Source organism: Dysgonomonas sp. GY75 (genome assembly GCF_015234155.1).
In the GTDB taxonomy this organism is placed as follows: domain Bacteria; phylum Bacteroidota; class Bacteroidia; order Bacteroidales; family Dysgonomonadaceae; genus Dysgonomonas; species Dysgonomonas gadei.
The window spans coordinates 71506-96071 of record NZ_JADCLQ010000049.1 but is presented as its reverse complement, the minus strand read 5'-3'; the positions used below and the strand labels follow the sequence as shown (position 1 = coordinate 96071).

At 39.1% G+C, this 24566-nt stretch carries 14 protein-coding genes; 8 read left to right on the top strand and 6 right to left on the bottom strand.

Annotation, left to right across the window (positions count from 1 at the left end):
- Positions 1 to 64 precede the first annotated feature (64 nt).
- Entirely contained in the window at positions 65 to 2098 is a 2034-nt protein-coding gene (locus IR083_RS18645) for a hypothetical protein (RefSeq protein ID WP_194225433.1), read from the top strand.
- A 29-nt stretch (positions 2099 to 2127) separates the two neighbouring features.
- The gene (locus tag IR083_RS18640; protein WP_194225432.1) at positions 2128 to 4134 is read left to right on the top strand and encodes a glycoside hydrolase family 97 protein; all 2007 of its coding nucleotides are present in this window, start codon (positions 2128 to 2130) and stop codon (positions 4132 to 4134) included.
- Positions 4135 to 4336: 202 nt separating this feature from the next.
- Here the strand turns inward: IR083_RS18640 and IR083_RS18635 are convergent, their stop codons facing one another.
- The 4 genes from IR083_RS18635 to IR083_RS18620 form a co-directional block, all read right to left on the bottom strand.
- Positions 4337 to 5554, bottom strand: a complete 1218-nt coding sequence (locus IR083_RS18635) for an ectonucleotide pyrophosphatase/phosphodiesterase (protein WP_194225431.1) — start codon at positions 5552 to 5554, stop codon at positions 4337 to 4339.
- Between the two features lie 85 nt (positions 5555 to 5639).
- The gene (locus IR083_RS18630) at positions 5640 to 8804 is read right to left on the bottom strand and encodes a carboxypeptidase regulatory-like domain-containing protein (protein ID WP_194225430.1); all 3165 of its coding nucleotides are present in this window, start codon (positions 8802 to 8804) and stop codon (positions 5640 to 5642) included.
- 119 nt (positions 8805 to 8923) lie between these two features.
- Positions 8924 to 10150, bottom strand: a complete 1227-nt coding sequence (locus tag IR083_RS18625) for a nucleoside permease (RefSeq protein WP_194225429.1) — start codon at positions 10148 to 10150, stop codon at positions 8924 to 8926.
- Positions 10151 to 10167: 17 nt separating this feature from the next.
- Positions 10168 to 10956: a S1/P1 nuclease gene (locus IR083_RS18620; RefSeq protein ID WP_194225428.1), complete on the bottom strand. Its 789-nt coding sequence runs from the start codon at positions 10954 to 10956 to the stop codon at positions 10168 to 10170.
- 677 nt (positions 10957 to 11633) lie between these two features.
- Between IR083_RS18620 and IR083_RS18615 the strand changes: the two genes are divergently transcribed.
- The 5 genes from IR083_RS18615 to IR083_RS18595 all read left to right on the top strand — a co-directional run bounded on the left by IR083_RS18615 (position 11634) and on the right by IR083_RS18595 (position 21147).
- On the top strand, positions 11634 to 12392 hold the full coding sequence (locus IR083_RS18615; protein ID WP_194225427.1) for a LytR/AlgR family response regulator transcription factor: 759 nt from the start codon (positions 11634 to 11636) through the stop codon (positions 12390 to 12392).
- Complete coding sequence (locus tag IR083_RS18610; protein ID WP_194225426.1) at positions 12377 to 13846, top strand: sensor histidine kinase; 1470 nt, start codon at positions 12377 to 12379, stop codon at positions 13844 to 13846. Before IR083_RS18615 ends, IR083_RS18610 begins: the two co-directional genes overlap by 16 nt.
- A 108-nt stretch (positions 13847 to 13954) precedes the next feature.
- Complete coding sequence (locus IR083_RS18605) at positions 13955 to 16450, top strand: zinc-dependent metalloprotease (RefSeq protein WP_194225425.1); 2496 nt, start codon at positions 13955 to 13957, stop codon at positions 16448 to 16450.
- Between the two features lie 38 nt (positions 16451 to 16488).
- Entirely contained in the window at positions 16489 to 19782 is a 3294-nt protein-coding gene (locus tag IR083_RS18600) for a SusC/RagA family TonB-linked outer membrane protein (protein ID WP_194225424.1), read from the top strand.
- 21 nt (positions 19783 to 19803) lie between these two features.
- The gene (locus tag IR083_RS18595) at positions 19804 to 21147 is read left to right on the top strand and encodes a RagB/SusD family nutrient uptake outer membrane protein (RefSeq protein ID WP_194225423.1); all 1344 of its coding nucleotides are present in this window, start codon (positions 19804 to 19806) and stop codon (positions 21145 to 21147) included.
- Positions 21148 to 21372: 225 nt separating this feature from the next.
- On the opposite strand, the gene IR083_RS18590 is transcribed toward IR083_RS18595, so the two are convergent.
- Positions 21373 to 21522 (bottom strand): hypothetical protein, encoded by a 150-nt coding sequence (locus tag IR083_RS18590; RefSeq protein WP_157256612.1) that lies wholly within the window; start codon positions 21520 to 21522, stop codon positions 21373 to 21375.
- Positions 21523 to 21608: 86 nt separating this feature from the next.
- A complete protein-coding gene (locus IR083_RS24500; RefSeq protein WP_206759867.1) occupies positions 21609 to 21905 on the bottom strand; it encodes a hypothetical protein in 297 nt (98 codons plus the stop codon).
- Between the two features lie 1668 nt (positions 21906 to 23573).
- Here IR083_RS24500 and IR083_RS18585 point away from each other — a divergent pair.
- Entirely contained in the window at positions 23574 to 24551 is a 978-nt protein-coding gene (locus tag IR083_RS18585) for a hypothetical protein (protein WP_194225422.1), read from the top strand.
- Positions 24552 to 24566 lie beyond the last annotated feature (15 nt).

The window sequence follows — 24566 nt, the reverse complement described above, 5'->3', positions numbered from 1 at the left end:
CATTCTTTCAATGAAAGCAATTAATAAAAAAACATAGAAAATAAAAACATTTAAAATACAATCTATGAAAATTACAGGAATATTCATTTTATTATTTTTGAGCAATTTTCTTTTTTCTCAGGCCCAGAATAGATGGGAAATACAACCTGATAGGTCTATCAGATGGGAAACAGGTCAAAGCATACCCCACTATGACCACATAGAGATGAGTGGCGAACAAGTTTCGGTAGTACTCCGGTATGGCGTAAATCAGGATGGGAGTTTCGGCTTGGAGCGTTCTATGATATGGCCTATGCTCCGCACTATTCCCAACAATACTCATGGCAGCCTGATGCAACGTTTTGCTGTGGATTATCCGTCTCAACTAATAGTAAACGGATTAACACTGAATAATGAAAAAGTAAAATACATGCAGCTGGACGGAAGGCTAACAGTAGTAAGCGAATTATCGACCGGATATGTCAACACCGGGGCAGCGCGAAACAGGAAACCCGTACCTGCCGTTGAACTGACCCGGACATACTTCCCTTCCACCGATAAGCCAATGCTTTGCGAATTATATAAATTGAAGAATATTACAGAGAAGCGAATTTCGGTTATAGTCCCCAATCTGCATGCAACCTATAATACGGATGCACAAAAGGGTGTAGATGGAAGTTACACTATGGTGACAGCTATCAGTGGCAACTCCGGATTATTCTATCTGGATCCAAACGAAGAATTGACCTTTGGCGCATCTGTACAGGCATATAAAACGGGCCAGTCTGAAATCAAACCTGATATACTGAAAGAAGAACAGGCGCGAAAAGATTTTGTGAAAGAGGTATGGACCAAACTTGACTTCGAGTCTCCCGATCCGGTACTTAACACAGCTTTTGCCTTTGCAAAAATACGTGCTTCTGAAAGTATTTATAAAACAAAAGGCGGATATATGCACGGACCCGGCGGGGAATCCTACTATGCAGCCATATGGGCAAACGACCAGGCCGAATATGTCAATCCGTTCCTCCCGTTTCTTGGCTACCGCTTGGGAAATGAATCGGCTTTTAATTCATTTATGCATTTTGCACGGTTCATGAATGACGAATACAAACCTATCCCGAGTTCGATTATTGCTGAAGGTTTGAGTACATGGAATGGTGCAGGCGATCGGGGCGACGGGGCTATGATCGCCTACGGAGCAGCACGCTATGCACTGGAAAAGGCCAGTGCAGATGAGGCCCGTCAACTATGGCCGCTGATAGAATGGTGTCTGGAGTTTTGCAAAAGGAAACTTAACCCTCAGGAAGTGGTAAAATCTGATAGTGATGAACTGGAAGGACGTTTTCCTTCGGGTGAGGCTAATCTCTGCACCTCATCATTATACTATGATGCATTGCTATCGGCGAGTTATCTGGCAAAGGAACTGAATAAACCTGTAAGCCTAACCAAGAGATATCAGTCGGAAGCTGCAAGTCTGAAAAAAGCAATCAACAATTATTTCGGAGCCACAGTCGAAGGCTTCGATACATATCAATATTATGATGGGAATACCGTTCTCCGCTCATGGATATGTATTCCGCTCACCGTTGGTATTTACGAGAAAAAAGGAGGTACGACCAATGCTTTATTCTCTCCTCGCTTGTGGACAAAAGACGGGATGCTGACTCAGGCCGGAACAGAAACATTCTGGGATCGTTCCACCCTTTACGCATTGCGCGGTGTATACGCTGCCGGGGAAAGGGAACGAGCAACGGAATATCTCGAACACTATTCGGCACAGCGCTTACTGGGCGACCATGTTCCCTACCCTATCGAAGCATGGCCGGAAGGCAGTCAGCGCCATCTTTCGGCAGAGAGCGGATTATATGGACGTATCATTACAGAAGGATTATTCGGTATACGTCCGACTGGATTCAACTCATTTACATTAACGCCTCAGCTTCCCGACAAATGGGATACTATGCAACTGAAGAACATAGGTGCTTTCGGAAAAGCTCCTTTTGATATCAAGATAGACAGGATTGGCAATAATATAAAGATCACTATAATAAAGGATGATAATGTTGTACGTACATATACATCCAAAGTTGGAAAAACTATTGAAGTAAAGCTATAACCTCAAACTTTTCATAAATTAGAACAGATATGAGAAAGATTTTGCAACTATGCATTATTGCATTGTCGGGCATCGCTTTTGCCCAAACGATAAACGCACAGAAAGAATTTTCGGTAAAGTCCCCAAATAAAAAATTGGAAATATCGGTTGTCATAAACAAAGAAAATGTGGAATACTGCGTCAGGCACGAAAAAGACCTTCTGATAGACAAATCCCCTATCTCCATGACTTTTACCAATATGGAACCCTTCGGGATAAACCCTAAACTGGCTAAATCTAATACAAGATCTTATTCTGGAGTTATTCATCCGCCTCTATACCGGAAAAATGAGATTGTAGATAATTACAACGAAATCACCTTGCAATTTAAAGGAAATTACAATCTTATTTTCAGGGCTTATGACGACGGGGTAGCTTACCGGTTTGTATCTACGGCAAAAAAGGCCTTTATGGTAGAATCGGAGCAAGTGACATTCAATTTTCCGACCGACAACAAAATATATGCACCTTATGCCAAAGGGCGTAAAAATGATGGAGTTACTGATCCTTTTTACAGTGCATTCCAAAGTACTTACGTGCACATCCCTCTTTCGGAATGGAAGAAAGGTGAGATAGCTTTTGCACCCGTGTTGGTTGAGTGTGCCAACAACAAAAAGGTCTGTATCACGGAAGCCGACCTGCTCAACTATCCGGGAATGTACCTGCATAATAAAGAAGGTAATACATCTTTGGAAGGAATATTTGCGGCCTATCCAAAAGTCATCAAGCAAGAGGTCAGAGGATTGAAAGGAGTAGTGAAAGAAAGAGAGTCTTATATTGCAAAACACGAGGGGGCGACAAACTTTCCCTGGCGTGTAATAGCAGTGTCGGAGAACGATTTTGAATTGGTTAACAATGATATGATATATAAACTGGCCACACCGGCTCAATTTACAGACTATTCATGGATTAAACCCGGAAAAGTTGCATGGGACTGGTGGAACGACTGGAATATATACAATGTCGATTTCCATGCCGGCATCAATACAGAGACATACAAATACTATATAGACTTTGCATCTGAATATGGACTCGAATATGTTATATTGGACGAAGGCTGGTCTGTTGCCGAGAAAGCTGATCTGCTCCTTATCGTTCCCGAAATTGACTTGGAAGAGATAATCCGTTATGCCAAAAGTAAAAACGTAGATATTATCCTTTGGGCAGGCTATTACGCTTTTGCTAAGAATATGGATGAGGTTTGCAGGCATTATGCAGCAATGGGTGTAAAGGGCTTCAAGCTCGATTTCATGGACCGCGACGATCAATTAATGGTCGATTTTCATCATCGTGCTGCCCAGGCTACTGCAAAGTATAAACTTCTGCTGGACTTTCATGGTACCTACAAACCTACTGGCCTCCAACGTACTTATCCTAATGTAATTAATTTTGAAGGAGTATTTGGTCTGGAAGAATTGAAATGGGCTAAAAAAGAAACAGATATGGTTACCTATGATGTTACTATGCCATTTATACGTATGGTAGCAGGACCTTTGGACTATACCCAGGGGGCTATGGATAACAGAACCAAAGAAAATTTTGCTGCTATATATAAGGAACCTATGAGTCAGGGGACTCGATGCCGTCAGTTAGCAGCATACATTATATTCGACTCCCCGATAATTATGATGTGTGATGCTCCTACAAACTATATGAAAGAAGAAGAATGTACTCGTTTTATAGCAGATATACCAACCATCTGGGATAAGACAATTCCGCTGAACGGTAAGGTATCGGAATATGTCACCATTGCCCGCCAGAAAAGTAATATCTGGTATGTAGGTTCTATGACCGATTGGAATGCAAGAACAGAGAATCTCGATCTTTCATTTCTGGGCGATGGTAATTTCAAAGCCGAAATATTCAAAGATGGGATCAATGCTGATCGTGTGGGTCGCGATTATAAACGTGAAGTCACAGACATACCGGCAAGTAGAAAATTATCTGTTCCAATGGCTCCAGGGGGCGGTTTTGTTATGAAGATTTATAAGCAATGATGCTTTATTCTTTTAAAGGAACTTTACCATAAATAGCAGGGTCTATATTGATTTTAAAACAAACTTATAGAGGATTTAACAGATTCCCAGATTACCTTTATTAAGATAAGGTAAGAGAAACCGAACCGATAACAAAAACTGTATCCGGAAAAGTATCCAACATATAGCCGCATCAAACTAGATATAACAGAGCTTATTTGAATTATCTTTTAAGAAACTGAGTTATCTGCTTGATATCGCCATCAGTTATGGCAGGTTCTATTCCCAGTAAGACAGCCATTAATGAATAAAGAGCCGTATTGTCAAAGATTTTTCCTTTATAGTTCTTCTTGAAGTTAGGCCCATAGGCAAAGAATATAACATGCATATCACTACAAGCTGTATCGTACCCATGTGCGCCTTTTGCACGTGAAGGATTGAAGCCAAACTGCCACCCGCAATCGGCAATCACTATTAAATCGCCTATATTCTCATTTGTTCCGTAATTGAGCCGGGCCGGTATATCCTCTTTTCTGAAAACACGGATATGATCTATCCCGGATAACGCATTATAGATTGAATCCTGATAACTTTCACTACAGAATATAGATGATGGGTTCGACCCTACAATATGGTTATACCACTCAGGCCTGAGATAGTCATTCGTATTTATAAAGCGTTCGGATGAAATGTCAGTCATCCCATGATCCGATGTTACAATCAGATTCACCTGGCTTGAAAATGGCAGTGCCTCAATACCCTTCATCAGCACGCCGATAAGGCTATCCATTGTCTGCACTATCGCATGCGTTTCATTCCCATGAGGCCCTGAGCGATGGCCTGCTCCATCCGGTTCTTCCATATACAATGTGATCAGGCGGGGGCGTTCTTTTTCAGGCTTATTAAGCCATACGAGTGCTGTATCGATTCGTTCGGCAAAACTCAGGCGGGGTTCTTTTGCCCAGACTTTATAATATGTGGGATACATGCCTCTTATATCTATATCAGAACCGACCCAATACAGGCTGCCGGCGGTAACGCCTTGCTTTTCGGCGGTAACCCAGATAGGCTCTCCTTTATAGTAGTCAGGATTGTTGCGCGTAAGGGAATCCCCCATACTGTATTGCCGTCCGTTTTTCCTATCCCAAAACGAGTTGTTGACTATGCCATGATGATCGGGAACAAGGCCGGTCACTAACGTATAATGATTTGGAAAAGTAGAGGATGGATAAGAGGGCCGCATTATCGCGCTGACTCCTCTGCGGGCTATTTCATTCAGGTTCGGAGTATGATGTAACCGGGGATAATCCCATCTGAACCCGTCTAATGAGACTATGACAGTATAATTCTTATTATTTGTTTTTCCATTACCAGCAATTGAAAATTGAGTTATAGGAAGTAATAATAAAAAAAGTAGAATTTTGGAGAAATAAGATTTCATATATAGATATTATTTGTAATAAAAATCAGGCATTGCAATTTAATAACAATGCCTGAAAGAAAATGCGTGTATGAAAAAAGTTTCCTTAGAATATATACTTTAAGCCGACCTGCCCTCTCCAACGGGAATAATAATCGCTATACGAGCGCATATTGTAATCGGAGTTATGTAAGAACTGAAAAGTTCCGCCGCTATAGTTAATCGGGCTGTAATATGTTGCCGAGCCGGTGGCAGAAGCATAGCGACCCCATTCTTTGTTAAAGAGGTTTCCGATATTCAGCATATCAAATGAAAGCTCAAGCGAATGAACTTTGTTGCATACATTGAAATTGAGTTTCTGTGCAATGTGGAAATCAAAATGATGTTCGAAATCCTCATTATCTGCGTAACGTTCAAAGTACTCTCCACGATGTTTACTTAGATAAGGATCATTGGCAATCCAGGCTTTCAGGCTTGCTTTCTGTGCATCTATAGTATAATCGGTGGCAGCCTTGAACGGCATTTGGTCGATTTGCGCATCAGTGGGAATAAAGATCAGGTCATTTCCGGTAGAGCTGTCGCCATTCAGGTCTCCGTTATAATATATCGAATAAGGAGCCCCCGATGAACCTGTATAAATCAGGCCTACAGTAGTTGTCCATGAGTTGCAGCCGGTATTACCGTATTCTTTATGATAAAATATTGAGGCATTGATACGATGTGGAAAATTAAACGCAGAGAATCCCAGTTCAGGATCGTTTGAATTACCACGTGTATAGTTATAAGCCCAATTCGATTGCGCTACGGAAGAAGTACCGCTGTTAAGCGATTTGGAACGGGTATATGCATAAGACGCCATGAGTTCTAACCCAAAGTCGAACTTTTTCTCACCCTTTAATGACAGGTTGTAAGAGTAGCCTTTGTTGGTATTCGATAGAGCATAGATTAACGAATAGTCGGTTCCGGTAGTCACCCTCTGGAACATCGGGCGTTGGTCAAAGCTCAGGGCGGGAACAGTTTCGCCCAAAGTTTTTCCGTTCAGGTCATAAGCCAGATTCTGGTAAAGAATATCATTCAGCGTTTTTGAATAGATGGCCTCAGCAGTCCAGTCGATACCACCCAATTCGAAATCCAGCCCTAAGTTAAAACGAAGGTTCTGCGCAAATTTGAAATCTTTGAAAAAAACGTTAATAAGCTGGCTGCCGGATGCGGTCAGCTTGTCCACATTTGCCGATTGTTTATTCGGGTCGAGGATCAATGATAAGCCTTGAGGCGAATTGACATTATATGTAGACAACTGTATGCCGGTATTCGAAAAATTATTACTTAGCCATACGAAAGGAATACGGCCTGTAAATATGCCCGCCCCTCCCCTGAGGATATATTTATTGTTGTCATCTATATTATAACGGAAGCCCAGTCGAGGAGAGAACATCGGCGTGCTGCTCAATTTACTGTTTGTTTTATAGTCCCAGCCTTTAGACGCGGCATATTCGTTAAATCCTTTATTTTCAGCCGGGGAATCAAAAAACAGTGGAATATCTATGCGGAGACCCATCGTAAGATCCAGTTTATCTGTGACATTCCATTTATCCTGTGCGTAAAAGCCAAGCTGTCCGACATTAAAAGCAGCTTCCCAGCGGGGATCGCCGGTCACTTCGACATTGGCCTGGGAAAAACGGTACTGATTGATTTTATTTGCGAGGAAGTCATCCATACTGCTATAATAATATGTACCGTAAGCGTCCTGGATAAACAGGTTGGCAAAACGGGAAAATTCGTTATGCGTACCGAATGTAAGAGTGTGGTCACCCTTGTACAAAGTCAGGTTGTCGGTGAACGACCAGATATCCTGGTCGAGACGGTTGGCCATAGAAGAACGTTCATTGCCAATATTGACCGTACCGCCCACATTTGCAATACTAATCATCGGGAATGGAGCGCCCGGGTCGCGTTGGTCGCGCACACGCACATAAGACGCGCGGAATTCATTGTTTATATTATCTGAAATGCGGCTTTGCAGTTCGGCGATAAACGAGTTGGTTTTGGAAATAAAGTCATAGGCATAATCCGAAGTATTGAGATTGGAGGCCGTACTGGTCATGTTCAACTGTTTGGCCGAAACCATACTCCAGCGAAAAGACGCTTTATGCATATCACTGACGTTCCAGTCCAGCTTAGCGCTTGCCTTATCCGATTTTGTATATACATCCGAACCCTCGAAGCCACCATTGTAGGTCACTCCCTGTGCCTGAGCCATTTCTTTTATTCTATCGAGTATACTTTTCGCTTTTGCCGCATCAATCTTTGAAGCAGCCGCGCCCGGACCATATGCATCCGGATATTTTTTATTTGACTTCTCATAGTTGGTAAAGAAGAAGAGCTTATTTTTAATGATAGGACCGCCCAATGTAAAACCTCTTCTGTACTCACTCTGCGTATTATATTTTTCACTGGTTTCCCCGTTCATCAGGGTATATTTCTTACCTATCAGGTCCTGGTTGTTGCCAAAGTTATAGGCTGAACCATGGAAGGTATTGGTTCCCGATTTTGTAATGGCATTGATGGCTCCACCTGTGAATCCCGATTGGCGGATATCAAAAGGTGCGACGTTTATCTGGATTTGTTCGATTGTTTCCATAGATACGGGCTGAGTTCCTGCCTGCCCGCCATTGGAGCCGTTGCTTGTAAGACCGAAAACGTCGTTATTCATCGCCCCGTCAATATGAAAACTATTGTAGCGATTATTAATCCCGGCAAAAGACATTGCACCGCTATTGCTTATACTGATTTGCGGATTCAGGCGAATGACGTCTGCAATGCTGCTGGAGATAGAAGGCATACGGCTGATCTGATCCGAATTCATACTCATAGCCGCGCCGGTCTTATTGGCATCGATACCTGCCCTGCCTATCACTGTAACTTCATTCAATAATTCGGATGATTCCTCTAATTTTGTTGAAATATCTGTTGTTTCTCCTAATTTCAGAATTATTCCGGTAAAAACGGCCGTTTCTTCCCCGACATAAGAAATTTCCACTTTGTAAGGTCCTCCGGCACGCATACCCTGAATCGTATAACGGCCATCTGTATTTGTGACTCCGCCGTAGAAAGTTCCTGATGGTTCGTGGACAGCCCGGACTGTAGCGCCAATCACGGTTTCGTTGTTCGTATAGGTCACCTTCCCACTTATTGATGATGTGGTAACCTGAGCAGATGCAAAGTAATTTATACCTGAAATGATTAACAATAATAAAATAATTCTTTTCATATAGTTTGCCTGTTTTAGTTTGGCACAAAGCAATAGGAAAAGAGTTTCTTTATGCCTAACTAAAAGTTACGTTTTTGTAAAGTTGTAATTTAAACAGATGTTAAAGTTGCATAATAATCCTATATGGATTTCTTCGGATTGAATAATTTCAAAAACAATATTCCTACAACAAGTGCATATCCGGCAAAGACAAACCAGATGTTTTCCCAACTACGATATCCGTTCGCATCCGTGAAATAATCTACTACCCATCCGCTCAGTTTAGTCCCTATTATCGTGCCGACACCATTCGTCATGAAAATAAAAATTCCCTGTGCACTTATCCGGATCGAAGGATTTACCTGCTGTTCGATAAAAAGGGAGCCTGAAATCTGAAAAAAATCGAAGGCCAGCCCATATACAATCATGGAGAGAATGAGAAATATAAAACCACTTCCGGGGTTTCCTATACCAAAAAAGCCGAAGCGGAGCATCCATCCTCCGATACTTATCAACATGACGGTTTTAATACCATACTTCCTCAGAAAGAAAGGTATGGCAAGTATAAATAAGGCTTCTGAAATCTGGGAGATGGAAGTCAATATACCGGGATGCCTGACAGTAAATGAATCCGAATAAGCGCCCGCCAAAGAAAAGTCCGTTAGAAACGGTTGTCCGAACGTATTTGTTATTTGCAGGGCCGAGCCGATCAGCATGGAAAAGATAAAAAATATTGCCATTTTTCTTTCCTTGAATAAATGCAGGGCATCCACTCCTGATATATTCTTTATGGAAACATTTTCCGAAGAATATTCCCTCCGGTATTTTGGCAATGAAAGCGCATAAATACCATATAATAAAGAAGCCGCGCCTGCAAGATATATTTGTTGTTTCGATGTTGTCCACCGGCATATATCAACCATCCACATTGCGCCGATAAAGCCGACAGTTCCCCATACCCTGATTGGCGGAAAAGATTTGACAATGTCCAGCCCATTGGATTTCAGTGTATTATATGCAAGACTACTGGCTAATCCTAATGTGCTCATGTACATGGAATTATATAAAAGCATAAGCCAGAAAAACTGCTCGAAAGCTGTTGTACCGGATAAAAGGAACAGGACAATGCCACCTCCGATGTGCAGTATACACAACAAGCGTTCGGCATTGATCCATTTATCTGCAATTACCCCTATAAGAGCCGGCATAATGATAGCTGCAATACCCATTGTTGCAAATACGCTGGCTGTCTGGCTGCCTGTAAACCCCAAAGAATTACCCAGATACACCCCCAATGTGGTGAGCCACGATCCCCAAATAAAGAATTGTAAGAAATTCATTATTATGAGCCTGATCTTTATACTCATATGTACTATATTTAAGATTAGAAACAACTATTAAGAATGAGAGCAAGCCTGATACCAGCACGTTGTAATTGCATCTCTACTATGTGTTTGTATTTGTATGAATAGCCATAAGATAATTCATCGCCACTCCGGACTGACGAATATATTTCGTTGGTCAACCGGTATGTTTCGAAAAGCCAGTCGGAAAGATTGCCTTCCTGTATCAGCTTTTGTTGCGATTTGGAAATGTTGCCCAATATGGATGCATATTCAGTATAGCTGTATTGCTCAAAATCGATCAGATTTGAATCCCAGACTGCGTGAATATTGCTGTTTTCCCTGAACCATTTTACGGCAATCCTGTTGCCTCCCAAATCTTCTTCCCGCCCTATATGCATGGGTTGGTGCAGGTCGCCGACGAGATGTATGATGAAGTTGAGTGCGACACGTCGGTCTTTGGTGGAGACTTTCTTGTTTTTCAGTATTGCTTCCAATTTTGGGATTTCACTATATATATTTTCCTGTTCAATGGCTTTTATAGCTTCCTGAAATTCCAAGCTGTCCAAATCGGACGGGATATTGATATAATGCCACACATATGTATGTTTCCATATACCGGTGGTATCCGACCGTATCTGGTCTGCCCAGTCGGATGAATATGCCATCGGATAGCCATTTAATAATTTCTTAATTTCCTTGTAAGACTTCCTGCTAAGATTTTGCTCTGCAATCTGTGCGATTATCCTGTGACCGTTTCTCCCCCATGCATACATTGAAGTAGCTGATAATGAAATAAATATAACAAATAGCAATATTAGTTTTTTCATAATTATAATACGTTTCTCTTTTCCTCATATTTGCTTTGATATCTGCACATAAAAAAATCGGAAACACCGCTAAATACCTAGTATGTCCGATCTTTTTGTAAATATCTTGCTGATATAGAATAAATATTATAGAATATTTTTGTATAAAGGAAGATTTTTTTTGTTACAAATATTATACGACATAATAACAATATGGTTAAAATCAAATACGTTGAAATATCCTTTATTTATTTATTTCATCCCGGAAGTTCAAGTCGCTTTATCAAAAGAGTTCTTTGAAAGAATGGTAAAAATTTAAAGATTCAATATTTAAGGATTGAGGTAGCGATCAAAAAAAAAGTGGAAAATGGAAAATGTATTACCTTTGTATCTATTTAACTACATATAGTCAATAAACACAAAAAAACAGTAAAGAATTCAACACACCACCCGCTACAAAGCAGGTAGATTGTGCTTCGGCTAAAGCCGACTAAAGTATAAGCGTCTAAAGACGGCGGTATTAACCACAACATTTGGAAAATAAAGAAAAAGATCATCAAATTCGTCCGATTTTAACCAAACATGGTTAATAAACATGAATACAACAATGAGTGTAAGTGATGAAATATAAATGATAGAATGCCTACCGGTCCATTTTTTATTACTTTTGTCATTTGTAAGTAACAATATAAACACCAATGAATGTACTAATTGTAGAAGATGAATATCTCCTTGCGCTGGAGTTGGCCGAGAAACTACTTGATATGGATAGTAATATCAGGATAGCAGGGCAGACGCAAAGTGTTGCTTCTACAGTAGAGTGGCTGCAACAAAACGAGTGTGACCTGATTTTTCTGGACATTCACTTAAGTGACGGCAGTTCTTTCGCGATATTCGACAAAGCAAAAGTAAAAAGTCCGGTCATTTTTACTACAGCTTACGATCAGTATGCCATCCGGGCTTTTCAGGTAAACAGTATCGGATACTTATTAAAGCCTATTGACGATAAGGATCTTAGACAAGCCCTAAATAAATATAAAGAAACAAGAAGCAATTTTGCGACCGGATTAGACAATCTGTTAGATTATTTAGATAAGACATCTTTGCCTCAGAAAAAATACCTGAGCCGTATCATGCTCAATCTGGGTAAAACTCAAATTCCCGTAAATATAGAAGATGTAGCTTATTTTATGGCTGAAGGACGTTACCTCTTTGCTATGACAAAGTCTGGAAAAAAATATTTTTATGAAAACACATTATATAAATTGGAAGAAATTCTGGACAATCGTGAGTTTTTCAGACTAAACCGCCGTTATATCATAAATTTCAACAGCATCGTTTCTTTTACCCCTTATTCTAAGAACCGGATAAAAGTGAAATTATTCCCTGAACCCGGGGAGGAGATTATTGTCAGTTCCGAAAAAATAAAAGAATTCAAACAATGGTTAGAAAGATAACGGATGGCATTTTTTCCAGTATATACTTTTGGGTAAGTGTATTTATTCTTTTATGCTTTTTTATGGCGGCCTGGTATGTAAATAACAGTGTAAAAAAAGAAGCGGTTACACAGGTTGGCGTTATGACGACAAATATCGCATTGAGTAATATCCAGATAATTGTAAATATGCTTGATGACTATGATAATAAGCTCTCCCTTATCAAAGTCGTATTAGAAAACAACGATAAAAAAGAAACTTTACAGGAAATTGTTGAAGAAATCAGAACTCTTGATCCAAGTATTAGTAATATTACTTTAGAACCTCTTAACGGACCACAGGAATATTCTACCGGAGTTTGGCGCGAGATATATAATAAGGATAATCAGTTGTTTTTTAAATTCTCTCTTGCTGTCAATCGAACCGAAAGGCTTTGTTTACTGGTCAACTTATTAGATTTTCATAAACGGATATCAGAAGCCCCTATTAGAAACTCTGCATATATTACCATCATAAACAAAGGCATATATCTCTACCATCCCGACGAAAAGAAAATAGGCTCTGTAATACGGGAACAGGATATGGAGTATGAAAAGTACCTTTTATCAAACCCGAAAGACACGATAATCAATACAAAATCGGATTACCTCGACCTTCCCGTATATAGTTATTACAAACTACATAATTCGGACAATGAGCAGTGGTTATTTACCGCTCATCTTCCTAACTTGGGTATAAGTGACTCAATACAAAAGACTGCAAATGATTTCCTGGTCATTTCTTTACTTGCAATCTTCTCATTTCTGGTGGTTTTTGGGCTAGGAATTTATCGGTGGCAAAAAGAGGCGGTTCGCCGTCGGCAAATCGAACAGGAAAATATGAATCTCCTGCTTAAAAGTGAACAACATAAGCAAACCATGATATCTACAGAATTAGAGAGGTTGAAAAGCGGGCTGAATCCTCATTTCCTGTTTAACTCTCTCGGCAGCCTGCGCGTACTCATAAGTAAAGACGCGGAAGTTGCCAAATATTTTGCAATTACATTATCCAATCTCTACAGATACATGCTGAAACAGGAAAATCAAAACATCGTTACATTGGCAGAAGAACTGGAGTTTACCGAGAATTATATCAACTTGCAGAAAATCCGGTTTGCGAATAAAATTGTAACGGAAATAACATTATCTGAAGAGATACTAACTTACAGGATTTTACCTATTTCATTGCAATTACTGGTTGAAAACTGTATTAAGCATACCAAGATATCAGATAACGAACCGCTTTATATCCGTATTTATGCAGAAGGAGAATTTATCGTCGTTACAAATAATTATAATCCGCGGGAACAGGATGATGATTATTCCGGCAAGGGTATAGATAATCTTATTAAAAGATATTCAATTTTAACAAAAACAAAATGTACATTCAAAATACAAGATGGATATTATTTTGCTAAAATCCCTCTTCTTTCTTAGCATTATATTCGTAATTAATCACCATTCACTACCCATTTTCGGTCATTCATTACATTTTTTTTCCTCAGAAGATATTACTTCCTTACTTTTAAGCCAAAGTTATGTCTTATGAGAATTTTATTATTTTTTATTATTTTATTTTTACCATTCACAGTAGAAGCTAACGTTGGAGCATTTAAGAAAAAGAAGGAGAAGGAAAAACCTGCCGAAAAAGTTGAAAAAACGGATAAATTTAAACAAATTACAGATAGCGCGACATGCGACACAGGTCTTTTCCCTATCTATAAAAAACAAAATGATTTCTATTTTCTTATTCCGGACAGCCTTACCAAGCGCGATTTCCTTATTGTAAACAAAATATCGCAGGTACCGTCCAATTTTAATGATGCCGGAATCAATAAAGGCATGAATTTCGAAAGTATAGTTATTCAGTTCGAAATAAACAAAGATCAGAAAAAGGTATATACCTTACAATATAAGCCATTTATTGAAGTATCGGGCCTGACTAAAATCAGTGAAAGCGTTGCCAGCAACTTTGGTAAGTCTATTTTAGAGTCATTCGATATAGAAGCTTACAACCAGGATAGTACTGCTGTGTTGGTCAAGGTTAATAAGGTATATGACGGAACAAAAACCAGCTTTAACAATGTGTTTGGGATGACAGGAATCGGTACCAGTCCGATAAAAGACTATTCTTATATCTCTACGATGAAAAGCTTTCCGCAAAACATCGTTGTTAAATCTATGCAAACAACTAAGATACCGGGGGCCCAGACAGAAGCCAATCTTACCGTAGAGGTTACATCCAACCTTGTATTATTGCCTGGAACACCGATGACTCCGCGTTTCGAAGATACACGTGTGGGATATTTTACTACCCCCCGCTGGTACTTTAGCGATGAACAACATGAACTTGAAAAAAGAGAAGTAGTGACACGCTGGCGTCTCGAACCTAAAGATAAAGAGGCTTATTTTCGCGGAGAATTATCCGCCCCTGTTAAGCCAATCGTTTTCTATATCGATCCGGCAACGCCTGCACAATGGCGAAAACATATAATACAGGGCGTTTACGATTGGCAGGAAACATTTGAAGCCGCAGGATTTAAAAATGCAATCATTGCAAAAGAAGTAACCGACGAAACGGATTTTGACATAGACGATGTCCGTTATTCGGCGGTAACATATGCAGCATCGGACAGGGCCAATGCAATGGGACCATCGGTATTTGATCCGCGTTCGGGCGAGATTATAGAGTCCGATGTTATTTGGTGGCATAATGTAATGACCGCCGTACATTCCTGGATGCGTGTACAAACCGGTGTCATAGATGAAAAATCGAGACTCAACAAGTTCGATGATGAACATATGGGAGAAGCTATTCGTTTTATATCCTCTCATGAAATCGGACATACTTTAGGTTTAAAACATAACATGGGCGCATCATTTTCTTATCCGGTCGATTCTTTGCGCAGCGAATCTTTCTGCTCCAGAATGGCTACGGCTAGTTCTATTATGGATTATGCCCGTTTTAATTATATCGCCCAACCCGAAGACAATGTGACCTCCATTACACCCAAGATAGGAGTGTACGACAAATTTGCCATTGAGTGGGCATACCGTCTTTATCCGGAAAATGATCCACATAAGGAACTGCCCAGATTAAAAACGATGGTAGCGGAGGCCTATAAGAACTCGCAGTATCACTATCTTCCGCAACAGGATATGCGTGAAGCTGTCGACCCGAGGGCTCAGAGCGAAGACTTAGGCGATGATGCTGTAAAAGCCAGTGAATATGGATTGAAAAATTTAAAACGTATCGTTCCTGAAATTCTGAAATGGACGACAAAAGAAGGGGACGATTACCTCAAAGCCGGGAAACTGATGAATGATATTATCGGGCAATGGCATCTGTACTCATATCATGTATTGACCAATGTCGGAGGTATGTATGTCAACCGTACAGTCTATGGCGATGGAAACAAAAGCTATGTACATGTTCCCCGCGATATACAAAAGAGATCGGTTCAATATTTGATTGACAACGTTATTTCATATCCCGGATGGTTGTTCGGAGACGATCTTTACAACTATGTGTACCCCATAAAGGAATCCCCTGAAGGGTACAGGGAATATGCTCCCTTTGTAAGCTATACAAACGCGCAATCATACGTCCTGTGGGATTTATTAAACGATGAACGGCTCGACAGGATGATTGATAATGAGGCTCAAAACGGAAAAATGGCTTATACGGCAACTGAGCTGCTGGGAGAGCTGTACAAGGCTGTTTTTTCAACGACAATACAAGGCCGCCCGTTAAATGTAATTGAAAAAGCGACACAAAAAGCATTTATCGACGCTCTTATTATAGCTGCTGACCGTAACGAAGTCACTAAAGAGAAGAAAAGCCTGGACAATGAAAATGAAAGCTTCAACTCTATTAAACTTTATTCCGGACTTAAACGGGTTTCAGAATCAGTCTCTATAAAAAGAGGAACATTACTCCGGATCGAACGTTTGATGAAATCAAGGTTAACCACTACAGACGAAGCTACCCGCTATCACTATGAAGACATGTTGCTACGCATCGACAAGTCTTTACGTTAAGTAAATTAATTGTTGTAAAAACTAAAAACTGTAAAATAATGAGATTATTAACACTATTGCTTCTTATTATTTCCACTATTACACTTTCGGCTCAAAACACTGTACTTATCAAAGGTAAGGTATTAGCCGAAGATGGAACCCCGCTTCCGGGAGCATCGGTATATATCGATAAAAATACAATCGGAGAGAAAACCGGGATAGAAGGAATAATTACGAACTATAACATGGGAACTATTGCCGATGCTGAAGGTGAATTTACTTTATCTGTTCCCAAAGGTATTATACATTTAACCTGCGCTTTTATAGGCTTTGAAACGCAGCAAGTGGATATTCGCGATAAAGCGGTTGTTACCATTACGATGAAAGAGTCCGGAAACGCACTCGATGCTGTAGTAGTTACCGGCTATCAGACAATAGAACGCAGAAAGCTGACGGCTGCTATTACCACCGTGTCTATTTCGGACGAAAGTGTAGGTACTGTAAACAGTATAGATCAGGCACTGGCCGGACAGGTGGCCGGATTGTCTTCCGTGCTGACTTCGGGTTCACCCACAGCTCCTGTAAAATTACGTATCCGTGGTATTGCTTCGTTAAACGGTACACAAGACCCGTTGTGGGTTCTTGATGGTATGCCTCTCGAAGGTACTGATATCCCGAAATTGGAGAATGACAACGACCTTGATAATATCCGCCAATCATCTATTGCAGGACTAAGCCCGTCCGATATAGAAAGTATAACAATACTTAAAGATGTGGCAGCCACTGCCATTTATGGAGCCCGCGCTGCAAATGATGTAATCGTTATTACTACGAAAAGAGGAAAGGTAGGAAAGCCCAGAGTGAATGTATCTACTAAATTAACCTATTCTCCTAAAAGAAATATCGACCGCCTGAATCTGATGAATGCCGATCAAAAAGTAGGGCTCGAGCTGGATTTACTACGATATGATAATTACTATCTGCAAAAAATGGGAGGCGTCCACCAAATATTACAAAATAATAATCTGGTAAACGATTACCTTAATAATGGCTGGAACGCTCTTCCTTCACAGGTACAGCAGGAAATTAATAACCTGAGAGCAATCAATACTGACTGGAACGATATTCTTTTCAGGGATACATTCGATCAGGAATACAATGTAAGTGTATCAGGAGGAAGTGAAAATATGCAGTATTATAACTCGTTTAGCTATTCTTCCCAGAATGGTAATGTGGAAAAAGTTTCGTCCAATCGTTTCAGTTTAATGAGTAAAACGAATTATAAATTTAATAATCATGTAAAAACGGGCTTATCAATCCATCTCAATCGTCGGACTAACAGTTCATATTTATCTGATACATACGGAATTGCAAATCCGCTATCGTATTCCCGTAAAGCGAATCCTTACCAACAGCCTTATGATGCTAATGGAAATTATTCATATGATTACAACGTACAGGATAGCGACAGAGGTCTTAAGTTTAATATATTCGAAGAATATGAAAATACGAGCAATAAGACAGATATTACCTCGTCAAACATTATCTGGGACTTGGAATTCAGGCTATTAAATGACCGGTTGAAATTGACATCCCAGCTTGGAATACAATCAGACAAGACATCGATAAAACAGATTGCGGAAGAAGAATCTTTCACAATGCGAGAACTTCGTCAGGATAGCTTCAAAGGAGGTAAATCTTTTCTGCCTGATGGAGGTGTCATCAGAAATAATGAGAACGATAATTCACAAGTGGCATGGAAAGGTATGGCCGAATACAGGGATACCTACAACGGCATACACGAATTAGAAGTGATGGGCGGTAGCGAAATCAGGAAAACATGGTATACTACTTTGTATAGCGCCGGTTTCGGATATAATTCGTCAACAGAAACGACTCAACCGATTGTTTTTCCGGATGCATCCAGTGCGCAATTATCCAGATACAGACAGTATCAAAGGATCAGACAGGTCAATGCCTATGCCTCTTTCTTTGCCACTGCATCTTACTCTTTATTACAACGTTATATACTGGGAGGTAGTATTCGTTTCGATGGTTCGGATCTTTTTGGAGTAGATCCTAAATACCGGTATTTACCTCTTTATTCCGTAAGCGGGTCGTGGAGAGTAATGGAAGAACCATTTATGAAAAACCAGAAAAATTGGCTGGATAACTTGGCTATCAGAACTTCTTATGGCATTCAGGGTAATATTGATAAAAAAACATCGCCATATTTATTGGGTAAATATGAGGTTAGGAGTCTTTTACCTGACGGCTCAGAGCAAATTATAAGTATCGCCAGTGCGCCGAATGACAAGTTACGTTGGGAGAAAACAAAATCAGTTAATCTCGGTGTAGATATTTCTGTATTGAAACAAAGAGTAAATCTTAGTGTCGATTATTATTACCGCAAAGGTACAGACCTTATAGGTTTCCAGATGCTTCCGCTCGAAACAGGATTCTATTCCACCAACATTAACTGGGCAAGTATGACTAATAAAGGTATTGAGATTGCTTTAAGGACTGAGAATATTACAACCAAAGATTTCTCATGGTATACAAACCTTAACTTCGCATATAATAAAAACAAAGTCCTGAAAGAAAAGGTGGGCGACCAAAATGTCCTTCCAAGTAGGGAAGGGTATCCTGCAGGGGCAATATTCGCCCTGAAAACAGACGGGCTGGATGAAGATGGCCTTCCGTTATTTGTAGACAAACAGGGAAATAAAGTTACTTTAGAGGAACTATATAAGTTACAGGATGTTTGGGGAATAGGCCTGGCCTCCTCGGATGTAACACCTCTTGAAGAACGCGGATTTTACTCATATATGGGAACTAAAGATGCTCCATATACAGGTGGAATACTGAACACATTCTCATATAAGAACTGGGAGTTATCATGCAATATAGCATATTATCTGGGGGCGCATGTCCAAATCAGGCCGCCTTACAGCAACAACTCTACCCATATAGGGCAGAATACCGATACTTCCATACTGGATAGATGGACTCCCGAAAATCCTGACGGAAAATTCCCGGCTATCTGGGATGGTGTTACGCGCAGTCTTGAATACAACTGGTACAATTCCCGGGAGGATATCTACCGGAGCCTGGATATATGGGTTAAGAAACAAAACTATTTCCGCCTGCAGAATGTCCGTTTAGCCTATAATATACCACAAGCATTAACACGGAAGCTAACAATAAATAATGCGACAGTTGCTTTGGAAGCCCGCAATCTGTTGGTATGGGGGACCAGTTACAAAAATTATTTAGATCCTGAAACTATGGGGAATAAATTCGCAACACCCATTCCGCGATCATTTGTTTTTAGTTTGAACTTCAATTTTTAATAATCCAAATTAATGACTGTTATGAAATATATAATACAATTACTATTCTTTAGCGGCATATTGGCATTGTCATCCTGCGGTGATTTCCTCGATATAAAACCTACTGGCAGTGTCATACCGCAAACATTGGACGAGTATCGTGCTCTGCTCACCGGAGCATATAGCGGCTTTCCTAGTGACAGAGGAGTTGTCGGATTCCGTGCAGATGAGATGCAGGTCAATGAGACTGATGAATTTGATATGGCTAACTATGGCGATATGCAGATATGGATAGACCGTCCGTCAAGTGACGCATCATATACAACAGGATGGATTGATTATTATAGCACAATATTTATAGCTAATGAAATAATAGATGCATATAATGACAAAACAATAAAAGATGGTTCACAGGAAGAGCTAAATCAGCTAGCAGGCGAAGCTTATATGATGCGTGCTTATTGTCATTTCATACTTGTCAACTTCTATGGTCAGCCTTATACTAAACCCGGAGCGCTGACAACAAAAGCCGTTCCTCTCAAATTAAATAATGATTTAGAAGCTGTACTGACAAGAAATACTGTAGAAGAAGTTTACAAATCTATACTGGATGATATGTCTTTCGCCCGCCAGCTTATCAATGTGAAAATATGGGATGAGAATAAATATCTATACCGGTTCAACACAACTTCGGTCGCTGCTTTCGATGCCAGAATAGCTCTCTATATTGGTAATTGGGAAAATGCGTATAACAAGGCTGAAGAGGTTATTGCAAGCCAGGCATATCTGGAAGACTTGAATGCGGCCGATGCCGTTGTCCCTACTTTGTACACATGTGGAGAAGTTATTACAGCAATGGAATTAACTCCGAGTCAGCAGGTTACCAGAACAGCTTTCCTTACTCCAACATTTATTGATATGTACGACGTAGATGACCTACGTTTTGGGTTCTATTTTGAAGGCCCGAACCAAGATGGCTATTATACAAGTAAAAAAACAGGATACACACAATACCGGCAAACATTCAGGGTCGGCGAATTTTATCTTACATCTGCCGAAGCTGCAGCAAATAAAGATGACTTGTCTCAAGCCCGTAAACGTTTGCTGGAACTTATGAAAAAGCGGTATAATCCGGCAGGCTATAGCGTGAAGGAAACAGCCGTAAATGCAATGTCTAAATCGGAGTTGATTGAAGAAATATTGGCTGAAAGAGCCCGTGAACTGGCTTTCGAAGGGCACCGCTGGTATGACCTTCGCCGTACAGCACGCCCTCAGATTATCAAAGAAATAAATGGGCAAACATATACTCTACAGCAGGATGATCCCCGTTATACGATTCAGATACCTAAAGATGCCATTGAAGCTAATCCCGGTTTGGAAAACTAAAAGCATACAACCATTTTAAATTAGACACACACTACTTTTTTCTTATATGAATAGGATTAAGTTGGCTGATTGTTAATAATATTAATAACCAGTCAATCTTAATCCTATTTTGTACTTTATGTATATTTTTGTTGCATTATTATGACAGCATCAATAGATACATCCAATAAAGAATTTAAAGATAACGCTGCTGGAGCAGATACCTTATATCTGCCAGTTGTTTATTTACCTCACGGGCGTATGTTCGTGCCCCTTAGCCAGATTGTTCTTCGCGGCCCACAATTCGCCGCCTACGTCCGTCTTCGAATAGAACTGTTTCATTTCCCTGTCGATACTGATGCGGATCATTATCACCGACAGGCCTTGTCTGTTCACATGGTCGCTCTGTAAATAAAACGAAATCTCGAATGTACTTTTTTCATAAACTTTTATTTTTAATTATTGAAAGGGAAAGGCTAAACTTATATACCAAGACGATATTTCAAATAATCATAGAGACATATTAGTTTACGAAAGTGAGTTCCGTTTTTGCTATCATCAATAAGCGACATGTTTTCTTCAAGATATAGCCTCAAATCCTCTGGATTAATTTTATCTATTGATAACAAAGGGGTGTAAATCATTATATGCAGATGATTATTTTTACAACCATTCTTTAATTCAAGAAAGGACTTGTAGTTTCTATTAATTTCAGCCTTCTTGTTTTTATAACTTAGGGCAACCGCACGAAAATCAGGAATTTTAACCGTCGATCTCATTTGCATTTTTTTTAACTATATGTAGTTAAAACCTGACACTTCTGACAGCTTTTTTACTATTTTCATCCTGTCATTTTTTATTTCATTAACTATATATAGTTAAAAGGTAACACAGAAAACAATTAATAATTAAGAATGAAAAATTAAGAACCAACCGTCAGCAGAGCTAATTTTTTCCCTCGTAACTTGTAACTGCCCGCAGGGCGCAGTAATTTGTAACTCTTAAAAAAGGTAACAAAGGTAACACATGTTTCAGCTTTTAGCTGATAGCTATTCGCCGTTAGCTTAGGCTATCGCATAAGTGGCTTTACAGTGAACAGTCATCAGTCAGCAACTTGTATCTCGTGTCTTGTTTACTTGTATCTCATATAACTTTCAACTTATTACTCAATACTTACTACTTTGATAAGGTAACAAAGGTTACACCATTTCACTCATTTGCTAATATGCTAATATACTAATATACAAATTTGCTAATTCATCTTGTCAAAGAGCTATCAGCCAACAGCTAATGGCTATCGGCTAAAAAATGTATAGATAAACTTTCTGCATAAAAACACATATTTCGTGCGTTTACCCTATCTATTTCTAAATGAATCTAATAAAAGCATAACAATTACTATTAGTTTTTGCAGGGATTTTGAAAGACGGTCAGCGGAAGATAATGAATTGCGTATATAGTCAGTAAAGGGGTTACAGTATGATTTGAACAGCTCGAAAAGTGACTCCCTTCTATAATATCCACATAGGTAAAAATGCGCAGATATTAATGTTTTCTGACCAGATATTTCCTCATTATTTTTCTTACTCTAATTACATTTATTCAACGAATAATATTATTGATAAATCAATCGAATATAATTGAATGGATGAAATTATACCATTATTGACGTAACCTTTTTTATAATATAAAGAAACGATTTCGATTACCATAAATTTAACTATTTTTTATGCAGACGCCTGTTATTAAAATTCATTACAGTCCCTATATATGGCTATTTTACAATCTATTGAATAGCAATTTGAATTAAATCATTGAAATCAAAAACAATAGGGTTAACGTTTATTTTAGAGTTTTAACCCGATTTTAACCCATTAATTAATCCTAAACCTCCGATTTTCAAACAAAAAATAAATAAAACGAATACTAGAAAAAAGACAATTAGTCTAAGTATAAAATATACTTTAAATCTTAATTAATGCATAGAATCACACAAAATATATCGATTAACAAATCCACTTTTTCTTTTGAAAATTTGGCACTTAACCATATTTTATTAGAGAGAGAGAGAGAGAGAGAGAGAGAGAGAGAGAGAGAGAGAGAGAGAGAATACATATATACTAACAACTCTCAGGCTATTTAAGAAAGCCGGGAATATACGAAAAAAACTGAAAACAGAGGCTTGTATACCATACAAATGGTATACAAGCCTCTGTTTTTTATTTCTAATATGAATAAGCACTCACTATCAGTATCCTAATTATCTAATCTCTAACCTTAATAAGAAAAATATGAAAAAAAAACAATGACCCGCAAAATGAGGGGAATGACTTACCCCGGCCATATCTATGGATATGAAGAATTTTATTACAGAAAAAATTTAATCTTAATTATGAAAAAACAATGACCACAAGTATTAATATTTCAAATTAATAAAATGTAACGCTATGAAAAAATTAAAGTATCTAATGTATTTGACTGTAACAGTTTTATGCACATTATTATCTTGTAGCAATGAATCCAATGATCTTATAACCGGTAATGGTGAAAAAGAGCAAAAAGAAGAAGAGAAGAAAGAGCTAAAATCTATTTATCTGGAAAATTATATACTCGACACTAATCAAGGTCTTTATATCGCCCCAGGTATAGAATGGTGGCATAATAGGGAGGGAACTTTTGGTTGTTACTTATATGATGTTTATTACCTAGACACTCCTTATTCTCCGTATTCACCAAACAACTATTTCCATTATATAAATATTATTTGGAATGGATACCCGCCATATAATTATTCTAATTTCCGAGACTATAGAATGCAAGTACAATACCGGATTGGTAATTATGATTGGATAACCCCAGGAAATATAGCTAACGTTGAGGGAGTTCCATACCGAACATATGGAATCTATAATATTCTGGGGCATGAGGCAGCTTTAGACCTAAATTCTACAGATTTCGCTTATGGTAATTTAGAAATCAGAATAAGAATGGTGCATAAAGATTTTCCAGGTCCAAATATTGGCACAATAACAGAACCGAAATATAATGCCAACTTAGTTTCCAAATGGGCTTATTGTAACCGCATAGTTAATAACATTTACGGTTCAGGAAGCCCTTTGTTAGGAGATACGAATAGTGGAGTATATGGAAGAATTAAAATTTATGTCAGCATACCTCCCGATTCAAATCATGAAGATTATTCTTATTTTGTATCATTTGGAGAACATTCCTATGATAGAAATTTTGCAATGGGAGGGATTAATGGTTTTTATTGGAAGCCTGCTAAAACAGGAACAGTTAATATTATTGCTCAAAAAAGAGATACTTCATCTAGCTCTACATCTATAAAGACGGTCTCAAAATCCGGTGTGTATGATGCAGGTACGGCAAGTCTGGCTTTCAGCTTTTCACCAAACGAATTTTGATAATATCATTAAGAA